This is a genomic window from Streptomyces sp. NPDC090499 (assembly GCF_044769305.1).
In the GTDB taxonomy this organism is placed as follows: domain Bacteria; phylum Actinomycetota; class Actinomycetes; order Streptomycetales; family Streptomycetaceae; genus Streptomyces.
Genome location: NZ_JBIVXP010000003.1, coordinates 404,881 through 416,943 on the forward strand (window position 1 = coordinate 404,881; position 12,063 = coordinate 416,943).

At 73.7% G+C, this 12,063-nt stretch carries 6 protein-coding genes; 1 reads left to right on the plus strand and 5 read right to left on the minus strand.

Features of this window, described 5'->3' with window-relative positions; translation table 11 throughout:
• Positions 1-10: 10 nt before the first annotated feature.
• From ACIQVL_RS13785 to ACIQVL_RS13800, 4 genes are all read right to left on the minus strand, one after another.
• Entirely contained in the window at positions 11-1,624 is a 1,614-nt protein-coding gene (locus tag ACIQVL_RS13785; RefSeq protein WP_403434158.1) for a serine/threonine-protein kinase, read from the minus strand.
• A gap of 103 nt (positions 1,625-1,727) precedes the next feature.
• On the minus strand, positions 1,728-3,473 hold the full coding sequence (locus tag ACIQVL_RS13790; RefSeq protein WP_403475398.1) for a serine/threonine-protein kinase: 1,746 nt from the start codon (positions 3,471-3,473) through the stop codon (positions 1,728-1,730).
• 222 nt (positions 3,474-3,695) lie between these two features.
• Positions 3,696-6,536, minus strand: coding sequence for a protein kinase (locus ACIQVL_RS13795; RefSeq protein WP_403475399.1), 2,841 nt, complete (start codon positions 6,534-6,536; stop codon positions 3,696-3,698).
• 137 nt (positions 6,537-6,673) lie between these two features.
• A complete protein-coding gene (locus tag ACIQVL_RS13800; RefSeq protein ID WP_403475400.1) occupies positions 6,674-8,746 on the minus strand; it encodes a serine/threonine-protein kinase in 2,073 nt (690 codons plus the stop codon).
• A 169-nt stretch (positions 8,747-8,915) separates the two neighbouring features.
• On the opposite strand from ACIQVL_RS13800, the gene ACIQVL_RS13805 reads away from it, so the two are divergent.
• Positions 8,916-9,959, plus strand: coding sequence for a serine hydrolase domain-containing protein (locus tag ACIQVL_RS13805; RefSeq protein WP_403475401.1), 1,044 nt, complete (start codon positions 8,916-8,918; stop codon positions 9,957-9,959).
• Between the two features lie 131 nt (positions 9,960-10,090).
• Here the strand turns inward: ACIQVL_RS13805 and ACIQVL_RS13810 are convergent, their stop codons facing one another.
• A complete protein-coding gene (locus ACIQVL_RS13810) occupies positions 10,091-11,797 on the minus strand; it encodes a glycerol-3-phosphate dehydrogenase/oxidase (protein ID WP_403434146.1) in 1,707 nt (568 codons plus the stop codon).
• Positions 11,798-12,063: the final 266 nt, after the last annotated feature.

The following is a 12,063-nucleotide window of genomic DNA, read 5'->3' on the forward strand; positions in this document are numbered from 1 at the left end:
CGGTCCTTCCTCACGTGGCCGTGAACGTGTCGACGGCCACGTCGAAGTACTCCCGCGCCTCCCGCACCTTCCCGACCGGCGCCGACACCCACACGTCGTACAGCCGGCCGCCCTCCTCCCAGCAGAGGTCGTAGGTGTGCCGGGGGCCCTCCGCCGCGCTGAAGCCCTTCCAGGTGAACTCCCAGAAGGCGGCGGGATGTCCGGAGTGGGTGGTGTCGGTGACCCGGCCGTCGTGGTAGCCGGGGTTCGTGCTCGGCCCCTCGGCCGCCGCGCGCCGCATCACCCCGCCCGGTCCGCCGGTCTGCGTCTCGGAGAGCCTGATGCCGAGCCGGAAGGTCTGCCCCGGCGACATGTAGAAGACGCGCTCGCCCTGCGGGTCGCGGGTGAAGCCCTCCGGGACGGCGAGGGAGAAGCCGGCCGGGTCCCGCGCGAGGCGGTAGCCGGAGGGCGCGGTGCGGGAGTGGGTGGTGGGGGGCGGGGCGGACGGGGACAGGGACGGCGACGCCGTGGTGGCCGTGGCCGAGGGGGCCCCCGGGTGCGAGGCGGTGACGGCCGTCGTGCCTCCGGGGCCCGGGGCGGTGCCGCCCCCGCCCCCGTGGAACAGCAGCGTGGCCGCCGACACGCCCGCCCCGGCCATCGCGGCGACCAGCAGCGCGGCGACCAGCACCCCGCGGGTGGAGGTCCGGGGCGGCACCGCGGGCTCCGGGGGCGGCGGCCACGGAACGTCCCGCTGGGTCGGCGTGTACGACGCGACGTCCGCGCTCCGCGCCGCGCCACCGGCGCCCGTCACCGCCCCCGTCTCCAGGAACCCGCGCAGCATCAGCTCGGCCTCCGCCGCACCCAGCCGGCGCTCGGGATCCCGTTCCAGCAGCCCCCGTACGACCGGCAGCAGCGGCTCGGCCTGGGCCGGTGGCCGGATCTCGTCGGAGACCACGGCGTGCAGGATCCCGCCGAGCGAGTCGCGCCGGAACGGCGACTCGCCGCTGAGCGCCGCGCACAGCAGCGCCCCCAGCGACCACAGGTCGGACGCCGGGCCGGACCGGCCGCCCGACATCCGCTCGGGCGCGGTGTACTCGGGCGAGCCGACGAAGGACCCGGTCTCGGTGAGCGTGGTGGCGCCCGCGACCTGGGCGATACCGAAGTCGGTGAGCACGACACGCCCGGTGGCGGCCTCCACGAGCACGTTCGCCGGCTTGATGTCCCGGTGCAGCACCCCCGCCCCGTGCGCCGCCCGCACCGCGCTCAGCAGCGCGATCCCGATCCGCGCGGCCTCGCCCACGTCCACCGGCCCGCTCCGCGAGATCCGGTCGGCGAGCGAACCGCCCTCGATCAACTCCATGACGATGTAGGGCCGTCCGCCGTCCTCGACGACGTCGTGCACGACGATGATGTGCGGGTGGTGCAGCTGGGCGACGGCCTGCGCCTCGCGCAGCGTGCGTTCACGGCGCAGCCGGGCGTCGTCGTCCGAGAGCGAGTCGTCGACGGTGAGCTCCTTGACGGCGACCTCCCGCCCCAGTAACTGGTCGGCCGCGCGCCACACGACACCCATCCCGCCCCGCCCGAGCCGCGCCTGCAGGCGATAACGCCCCGCGATCAGACGGACGGCGTCCCCGTCGGTCCCCATGGCCCCATGATGCCGCACCGGACCCGAACCTTCCGGACGGTGACAAGCCAAGACACCTGACCGGAAGGCCCCTTTCCGGGGCTTTCCGCGGCGCGCGGGCGCGTCACCCGGACGACCCGGGCTCCTGCCAGCTCTGCAGGATCCACTTGAACTGCCGGTCGGCCGTCGCCCAGTCCTTCGCCGGCGACGACACGTAGATCGCGTACTCGACGCCCGCCCGTGAGTAGTACGTCTCCTCGATCGCCCGCCGGGGCCCGGCCGCGTTCGCCCCGTCCTTGGCCAGCGCCGTCCAGGTGTACTCCCACACCGACCCGTCCCGGTCCCGGTACAGGTTCTGCTTCATGGTCACGCGCTTGTAGTCGACCAGCTTCTGCAACTGCTGCTCCAGGTCCTGCTGGTGCGCGAGCGCGTTGGAGAAGTCCGGTGAGCTGTCGATGGCGATGCGCACGAAGTGCCTGCCGCCGTCGGGCGTGTAGTCGACCTGTCTGAGGTCGCCGTCGACGCCGAAGACCTTGCGCTGCCAGCCCTTGGGCAGCGAGAGGCCGAAGCCGAACGGGTCGTGCACGGCCTGCCAGTCGGCGGGAACGGCGCCGTCCGGAGCGGTGGTCGCGCCGTCCGAGGAGGACGGGCCGGAGGTGGCCGGCGAGGCCACGCTGCCGCTGCCGTCCTGCTGTCCGGAGCCCCACTGCTGCAGGGCCACGGCCGCACCGCCGCCGAGCAGCGCGGCCAGGGCGACGACGAGCGCGAGGGTCCGCAGCCGGCGCCGTCCGGGCCGGGCGGAGACGGGCGCGGAGGGCGGGCCGACGGTTGTCGGGGGGTTCGTGGCACCACTGGAGGGACGCTGCCCCTCGTAGGAGCCGCCGAGAGAACCGGCGTAGGAGTTCGGGTAGGAGTTGCTGCCGTACGAGCCCTCGTACGGCGCGCCCTCCTGGAAGCTCTCGTACCCGCCGCCGGAGTCCCGCCGCGTCCCCTCGCCGCTGCCGCTGCCGCGGAGCTGCGACTGTGTCGGCACGTACGCCTGTGCCCCGCTCGGCCGCCGGCCCTCCGCCGCCTCGGCGAGCATCTGCTCGGCCTCCTCGGGGCTCGGCCGCTCGGCCGGTTCCTTGCGCAACAGGGCCGTGATGACCGGTTCCAGCGGGCCCGCCGCGCCCGGCTCGGCGGCCTCGTCCTCGACGACGGCCTGCATGGTGGTCAGCGGCGAGGTGCGGCGGAACGGCGAGCGCCCCTCCACCGCCGTGTACAGCGTCGCGCCCAGCGCCCACAGGTCGGAGGACGGCCCCGGGTCGTGCCCGCGCACGCGCTCCGGCGCGAGATAGTCGACGGATCCGACCACTTCCCCGGTACGGGTGATCGTCGTGTCGCCCTCGATCTGGGCGATGCCGAAGTCGGTGAGCAGGACCCGGCCGTCCCGGCCGATCAGGACGTTGCCCGGCTTGACGTCCCGGTGCAGCACCCCGGCGCTGTGCGCGGCGCGCAGCGCGCGCAGCACCCACAGCCCGATCCGCGCGGCCTCCCGCGGCTCGATGCGCCCCTGTTCCTTGACCGCGTCGGCCAGGGAGTGGCCCTCGACGAGTTCCATGACGATCCACGGGCGGCCGTCGTGTTCGAGCACGTCGTGGACGGTGACGACGGCGGAGTGGTTGATGCGTGCCGCGGCTCGGGCCTCCGCCCGGGTGCGGGCCAGCAGGATGGCCTGGTCGCCCTCGGAGACGTAGAGCGCGGCCGTCAACTCCTTGATGGCGACAGCCCGGTGCAGCACTTCGTCATGGGCGCGCCACACCCGGCCCATGCCGCCGCTGCCGATGATGTCGGCGAGCCGGTAGCGGCCCGCGATGAGCAGGCCCTGCATCTGATTCACGTTGCCCCGCAATGCTCTTGTCAGGGTCAGACTAAGGACCGCTCCCCGGTCAGGGAACAAGGGGGGTCCCACGGAGACAGCACTGTGACGGTTCTCGCTTCCGCCACCGGATGTGAACGAAACCCCCGCACCGGAACGGGAACCAACTGCCCCGGGGACGCGTTGAATTCCGCCCGGCCCGCCCTCTGGTACGTCTGCGGCTACCTCTGCGTCTCAGCCCGTGTACCTGTACGTCGCCGACGCCTGCTCGTACAGCGTGGTGACCTCGTCCCGGTCGGCCTCCGGGCCGCGCACCTGCACGATGTGGTACCTCCCGTTGATCAGGAAGACCATGTTGCGCACGAACAGGTCGCCCTGCTGGCCCGTCCAGGTGAACTGGCCCTCCGCCGACACCTGCTGACCGACCGTGATGGTCCGCAGCCCGCCCGCGGTGGCCCAGCTGGAGTCGCGGTAGGGCTGCAGCTCCGGCTCCTTGTCCCGCTGGTACGCCATCGGGTCGCTGCCGAAGGCCGCCGCGCTGTCCCGTCCGGCCACGACGATCAGCTCGAACTTCCCGTGCGAGTAGATCACCTGGCCGCTGCCGTTCTTCGGGGAGCGGCTCCAGCCCTTGGCCACGGCGATCCGGAAGCCGTTCGGGTCGTCGCGCAGGGTGAACCCGTCGGCGACCGTGGAGCCGCCGGTCGAACCGGCGGTGGTCTGCGTCTCGGTGGACGGGGTCGACGTGGGGGTCGGCGTCGGTGTCGCAGTGGGCGTCTGGTTCCGGCTGGGTGCGGGACTCGCCTCGCCGGCCGCGCCCGTCCGGTCGCCGGTCGCCGCGCCGCCCTCGTCCCCGGTGCCCTTCTTCGGCAGGAACAGCATGGCGTAGGCGACCGCCGCGGCCAGCAGGAGCAGGACCAGCAGAAGCAGGGTTCGGCCCAGCTTGCGCGGGGACCTGGGCTCCTCCCGGGCCCGCTTGTGCCGGCCGTGCGGTGCCGGGAGCCCTGCCTTGCGCCTGCGCACCAGCTCACCGCGGCGCCGGACGATCGGCAGCCGCCTGGGGTCGGCGGGCGGGGCGGTGACGACGTGCGTACCGGCGTCCGGCTCGGGCGCGGACCGCACCAGCGAGCGCAGCCAGCCGCGCAGCTCCTCGAAGTCCAGCCGCTCGGTGGGGTCCTGCCGCAGCAGCGACTCCACGACCGGCCTGAGCGACCCGCACTCCTCCGCGAAGGCGGGCGGCTCCGAGCACACCAGCTGCACCAGCTCGGCCGTCGACTCCTCCGGGTACGGCGCGTGTCCCTGCACCGACCGGAACAGCAGCGCGCCGAGCGCCCACAGGTCGGTGGCCGGGCCGATCGGGGCCGCCAGCTGCCAGTTCTCGTGCACGGGAACGGCCTGCTCCGGCGCCCAGCGCTCGGTCACCGGCCCCACGACGGTCATCCGCACCTGCCGCGCCCGCTCGGCGGCCAGCGCGGTGCCGGGCCCCCGCCGCCCGGGGACGGCGGCACCGGGCTCGCCCCAGCGGGCGGCGGCGGGTCCGGCACCCTGCGCGGGGACGACCGCGTGCGGCTGTCCCTGGCCGCCGGGAAGTTCGGCACCGGTCCTGGGCGCGCCCGTACCGGGTCCGGCCGTCGGGAGCGCGGTGCGTTCCTGGCCGGGGGCCACCGCCGGGGGCGTGCCGGGGCGGGGGCGGGGTGCGGCACCGTGCCAGGGCGACGGCGCGCCGCGCACCCCGTACGGGTCCGCGATCTGGCCGGGCGGCATACCGGCGGCGGCCCGCTGCTCCCCGCCCGGCGGCTGCGCCTGCCCGTTCGCGTACGGCGGCTGCGCCACCCCGTTGGCATACGGCTGCTGCGCCGCCCCGTTGGCGTGTCCCGGACCGTACGGCGGCTGTGCCGCGGGCGCCGCGGTGTCGCCCTCGGCCGGCTGCCGGGCGCCAGGCAGCGCGGTCCGCCCGTTCTGCTGGGCCTCATGGACCCGGGCGGCGGCCCTGGCTCCCGCCCGGTACGCGGCTATCGCCCCGGCCCGCGCCGCCCGGATGTCCGAGCCGGTCTCCAGCGCCCGCCGCTCCACGGCACCCGTACCGGCGCCGCCCTGGCCGGTGCCGCCCGTGCCCTCGTCCGGACCGGCCCCCGGCAGGCCGCCGGCCGCCCGCGCCTGGATCGCGGCACGCCGGGCTGCCTCGGGATCGGTGTCCGACGCGCCGGGCGCCTGCTGCGCGCCGCCCGTACCACCGGACGCACCACCCATGCTCCCGATGCCCCCGACGGGGACGACCCCCGAGCCGATGGAACCGCCCGAAACACCCGAACCGGGCGCAGCGTTCGGGCCGGGCGGACCCGGTGGACCGGACGAGCCAGGCGGACCGGGCGGACCGCCGGGCGTGGCGTAACCTTCCGCCACGCCGGCCCACCGACGGCCGTCGGCCGGTGCGCCACCCTCGCCGCCCTCGCCCTCGGGCGCCGGCACCGGGTCGTACCCGCACAGCGCCTCTTCCGCGGCCCCGGCCGCGAGGCCGGTCAGCATCACCCGGCCGTCGTCGCAGACGAGGACCGTGCGGGTGGTGATGTTGCGGTGCACCCAGCCGTGGGCGTGCAGCACCCGCAGCGCCATCAGCACGTCGGAGGCGACCTCGGCCGCCCGGTACGGGCTCAGCGGCTGCTCCGCCAGCACCGCCGCCAGCGACCGCGCGGCGACCGACTCGCTGACGATCCACAGCGAACCGCCCTCGGCGAACACGTCGAAGACCTGGTCGAGCCGGGGATGGTCGGGGATCCGGGCAGCGGCCTGCGCGGCCTCCACGGCGCGCCGCACCACCGGGTCGCTGGGCCGGCGTGTCGCGGTGCGCGCCGTCGGCGGCCGCCGCGCGCCACGGTCACGCGCAGTGAAACCCTCCGGCAACCCCTCGGCGTCCAGCACCTCCGCCTCGACGACCTCCGGCAACGGCACCTGGCGGACGAACACCTCCTGCCCGCTGTAGGTGTCGAAGGCCCGGGTCTCGGTGTGTTCGTACTCGTCGGAGGGGGGCAGCGGCAGGCGGTAGCGGTCGGCGAGCACCCGACCCGCGTAGTCGTCCACGTTGCCTCCCCCGGCCGCCCGGCTGGTCAAATCCGTTCGTTTCGCGGCCCGTTCTGTATGCATACCTGGATGCGTACGGTCCGCAACCACTCACGATACGTGCCGGAGGCAAGTCTCATTGTGGGGATGCGAATTTGTCACTTGGGCTCGAAGGACACCGTCAGCGTCTTCCAGGTGTCCTTGCGCAGCTCACTGCTCCAGTCGTCGGCCTTCGCGGTGTACATCAGCGCGTACCCCTGCTTGGGGCTGACGACGAATCCCCGGTCGACCGTGTGGTACTTGGTGCCGCCGTCGACGTAGGTGAACTCCCAGTCGGCCGTGTTCCAGCCGCGGTAGCCCACCTCGGCTATGCGGATCTTCTGGTACTGGGAGCGCACCATGTAACGCGCCTGGTTCTCCCAGTCCGCGACCGGGTCGTCCTTGGGCGTACTCGTCCAGGCGATCAGCAGCTTCTGCCCGTCGGGCCCGGTGAACCGGTCCCCGGCGGCACTGCTGGTCTGGAACTTCCAGCCCTTGGGCAGCCCGATCGAGTACCCCTGGTCGCCCTTGTACGTCCGTACCACCGGCGCGCTGCCGCTGTCGGTGCCGCTGCCACTGGAGTTCGACGCCGAGGACGAGTCGTCGCCGGAGTCGTCCGAGCCGCCGCTCCCGGAGTCGTCGGCCGCCGAGGCGTCCCCGTCCGTCCGCGTGCCGCCGCTCGTGTCCTGCTTGGTGGAGTCGCCCCCGGAACCGGACTTCGCCCCCGAACCGGAACCGGTGCCCGCACTCGCCCCCGCGGACGCCACCGTCTTGGAACCGCCGCTCTTGCCGCTCCCCTTGCTGTCCCCGTCGCCGCCGTTCAGCACGACGGCGAGCACGGTACCGAGCACCGCGAGCACCACCACCACGGCGATGACCACCAGGGTGCGCTTCGGCACCACGTCGGTGAGCGGCGCCTTGGGCACGGGCCGGGGCGCCAGGTCCAGATCCGGCGGCGGCATCACGGGCCATCCCGAACTCGCCTTGCCCGCCGCGGGCTTGCTCCCCGCCGGGGCGGTGGCCGCACCGGACCCGCCACCGGCGGCCGGACGCGCACCCCCGACCGGCCCCGAGGGCGAACCGGTGACGACCGGGGCGGCGGGCGCCGAGGCCTTGCCCGCCTCGGCGCCCGTGCCGGAGTTCTTCGTCCGGGTCGCGGCCGCGGCGCCCGCCGCCCCCGCGGCCTTCCGCACCGACCGCAGCGCCCCGCGCAGCTTCTCCCCGGCCTCCTCGCCCCGCTTGGCCCCGGCGCCCTTCTCCTCCTGCGGCGCCTCGGGCTGCGGAGGCAGCGGTACGACCCGGGTGGCGTCCGCGGGCACTTCCGCCGGCGCGTTGATGACCGCGTTGAGCATCGCCCGCGCGCCCGCGTCGTCCAGCCGCTTGGCCGGATCCTTGGTGAGCAGCCCGTAGATGACGTCCTTCAGCGGTCCCGCGTTCTTGGGCTCCTCCAGCTGCTCGGTCATCACCGCCGTCAGGGTGGCGATCGCCGACCCCTTGTCGTACGGCGGTGCACCCTCGACCGCCGCGTAGAGCAGGCCGCCGAGCGACCACAGGTCGGCCGCCGGGCCGGGCTTGTGACCGCGGGCCCGCTCCGGGGAGATGTAGGAGGGGGCGCCGACGAGCATGCCGGTCGAGGTGATGGACGGGTCGCCCTCGACCTGGGCGATGCCGAAGTCGGTGAGCACGACCCGGCCGTCGCTCTCGGAGATCAGCACGTTGGACGGCTTCACGTCCCGGTGCAGGATGCCCTCGCGGTGTGCCGACCGCAGCACGTCCAGGATCGCCAGCCCGACCTCGGCCGCCCGCTTGGGCTCCAGCAGGCCGTCCTCCCGGATGACCTCGGCCAGCGACTTGCCCTCGACCAGCTCCATCACGATCCAGGGCCGGTCGTCCTCCTCGACCACGTCGAAGACCGTCACCGCGCTGTTGTTGCGGATCCGGGCGATCGCCTTGGCCTCGCGCAGGGTGCGCGTGATCAGGCGCCGCTTCTCCTCCTCGTCGATGTTCGACGGGAACCGCAGCTCCTTGACGGCCACCGTCCGCCCGAGGGTCTCGTCCTCGGCGCGCCACACTGTGCCCATGCCGCCGCGGCCGAGCACTCCTCCCAGCCGGTACCGCCCGGCGAGAAGACGCTCACTGTTGTCCTGACGAGTCTCCTGACGAGAAGTCCCCGCCCGCTCCGCCTCCGACATGCGTCCCCTCATGCAACCCGCCCTGACAGAGCCTCCATTGTCCCTCACCCGACAAGTGCCCGACGCCCAGGGGCCCCCTGATCGCGCATCGGGGCCGGCCGACCGGAACCCCCGGTGACGAGTGCGTCACACGGGCGGGATGATGGGCCGCGAGAAGGGAGGAACCCGGATGCCGTCGCTTCGGACACTGGTGGCCATACCGGTCGCTCTTGCCCTGCTGTTCGCCCCGCTGATGGCCGGTTCCGCCTCCTCCGCGGAGGCCACGAACCCCCTCCTGTCACAGTTCGTCATCAAAGGCGGAGCACCGGCCGCCGCGCTCCTGGACCGTGACGGCGACGACGTCCGCTACGCGGGCGCCGGCCGGGGCATCGCCCGCGCCGACCACTTCCGCGCCGGCAGCATCACGAAGACGTTCATCGCCACCGTCGTGCTGCAACTGGCCGCGGAAGACCGGCTCTCGCTCTCCGACTCCGTGGAGCGGTATCTGCCGGGACTGCTGCGCGGACACGGCGTCGACGGGCGGAGGATCACCCTCCGGGCCCTGCTCGGCCACACCGGCGGGCTCGCCGACTTCACCACGGTCACCCGGGGGGCCGTCCCCCTGGCCCCGCTTCAGGCCGTACGCATCGCCCTCTCCCTCCCTTCGACCCGGCTGGGTCACTACGCCTACTCCAGCACCGACTACATCGTGCTCGGCATGGTCATCCGTCAGGTCACCGGGCACTCGTACGCCACCGAGGTCCGGCGCCGCATCATCACCCCCCTCCGTCTCACGGGCACGTCCTTCCCCGGTGCCCGCACCTCACTGCCCTCCCCGCACGGCCGCGCCTACGCGACCGACGGCTCCGACGTCACCGAGCTCGACCCGCGCGTGGCCGGCGCGGCGGGTGAGCTGGTGACCACGCTCGACGACCTGGACCGCTTCTACGCGGCGCTGCTGGACGGCGAGCTGCTGCCCCCGCGCCGGCTGCGCGAGATGCTCGACACCCGTGCCGCACATGGCGCGTACGGCCTGGGGATCTTTCCTGTGAAGCTGCCGTGCGGGACCACGGTGTGGGGACACAACGGCCGGATCGCGGGCAGCTACGTGCGGAGCGCTGCCTCGATCGGCGGCCGGCATGTCCTCACGTTCCGTGTGAACACGACGGCGATCGCAGACCCGGACCTCGAATCCGCACTGCTCGCGGCCGAGTTCTGCCCTCGCACTCGTTAGAACGGCCGGGGCCGGGACGGAGATCCCACCGCTGGGTCGCTCGATCGGGTGATGTCGGACGGTCGGGTGGCGTGGGCGGTCAGGTGGTTTCCGGCGGTCAGGCACCGCCGGAAAGCCGCCCCGGCCGGGCACTACCGCGGCACGATCTCCGGTGCTCCCAGCCTTGCCGCGTCCGCTGTCTGGTCGTCCGGCTGGAGTTGGGACTCGCGTTCGGCCTCCACGCGCTTCTCGTAGTGCTCGACCTCGCGCTCGATCTGGTCCTTGTCCCAGCCGAGGACCGGGGCCATCAGTTCGGCGGCCTCGCGGGCGCTGCGGGTACCGCGGTCGAAGGTCTCGATGGAAATGCGGGTGCGACGGGTCAGGACGTCGTCGAGGTGGCGGGCGCCCTCGTGGGAGGCGGCGTAGACGACCTCGGCGCGCAGGTAGTCGTCGGCGGCCGACAGCGGCTCGGCCAGGCCGGGGTCGGCGGCGATGAGGTCGAGGACCTCCTCCGCCATCGAGCCGTAGCGGTTGAGCAGGTGCTCGACACGGACCACGTGCAGGCCGGTGCGGGCGGCGATCCTGGCACGGGCGTTCCACATCGCCCGGTAGCCCTCCGCGCCGAGCAGCGGGATGTCCTCGGTGACGCACTCCGCGACCCGCAGGTCCAGCCCGTGCACCGCCTCGTCGACGGCGTCCTTGGCCATCACCCGGTACGTCGTGTACTTGCCGCCCGCGACGACCACGAGCCCCGGCACCGGATGCGCGACCGTGTGCTCGCGCGACAGCTTGCTGGTGGCGTCGGACTCGCCGGCCAGCAGCGGGCGCAGACCGGCGTAGACGCCCTGGACGTCGTCGCGCGACAGCGGCACCGCGAGCACCGAGTTGACGTGGTTGAGGAGGTAGTCGATGTCGGCGCTGGAGGCGGCCGGGTGGGCCTTGTCCAGGTCCCAGTCGGTGTCGGTCGTACCGATGATCCAGTGCCGGCCCCAGGGGATGACGAACAGGACCGACTTCTCGGTGCGCAGGATCAGGCCGGTGGTGGAGTGGATGCGGTCCTTGGGGACGACCAGGTGGATGCCCTTGGAGGCGCGGACGTGGAACTGCCCGCGCTCGCCGACCATCGCCTGGGTGTCGTCGGTCCACACCCCGGTCGCGTTGACGACCTGCTGGGCGTGGATCTCGTACTCCCCACCGCTCTCCACGTCCAGCACCCGGGCCCCGACGACCCGCTCCCCCTCGCGCAGGAACCCGGTCACGCGCGCGCGGTTGGCCGCCTTCGCGCCGTAGGAGACCGCCGTGCGCACCAGGGTGGCCACGTAGCGGGCGTCGTCCATCTGGGCGTCGTAGTACTGGATGGCGCCGACCAGGGCGTCCTTGCGCAGGGCCGGTGCCACGCGCAGGGCGTGACGGCGGCTCAGGTGGCGGTGTGCGGGCAGGCCCCGGCCGTGGCCGCGGGCCATCGACATCGCGTCGTAGAGCGCGACGCCCGAGCCGGCGTACAGGCGCTCCCAGCCCTGGTGCTGGAGCGGGTAGAGGAAGGGCACCGGCTTGACCAGGTGCGGAGCGAGGCGTTCCAGGAGCAGGCCGCGCTCCTTGAGGGCCTCGCGGACCAGGGCGAAGTCGAGCATCTCCAGGTAGCGCAGGCCGCCGTGGATCAGCTTGCTGGACCTGCTGGAGGTGCCGGAGGCCCAGTCTCGGGCCTCGACGATGCCGGTGTTCAGGCCCCGGGTGACCGCGTCCAGCGCGGTGCCCGCGCCGACCACTCCACCACCCACCACCAGCACGTCCAGCTCGCGCTCGGCCATGGCCGCCAGGGACTCCGCACGCTGCTCCGGCCCCAGTGTCGCTGTCCTCACCGCTGCCTCCCGCTCTGCCGCTATGCGGCCATCGCTCGCCATCGGTCCATCGCTCACCATCGGCCGTCGCCGACCGCAGACCACCGGCCGCCATGGGCCGCCGACCGGCATCGGCCGCCGACCGGCATCGGCCGTCGACCGCCATCGGCCGCCGACCGCCATGGGTGATCGGGCGCCCACGGCCATCGATCGCCGTTCGTCACCGGATACCCGGCGGTCGCGGGCCGATGTCGGTCGACTGGTCGTCGTCGGTCACTGGTCGTCGT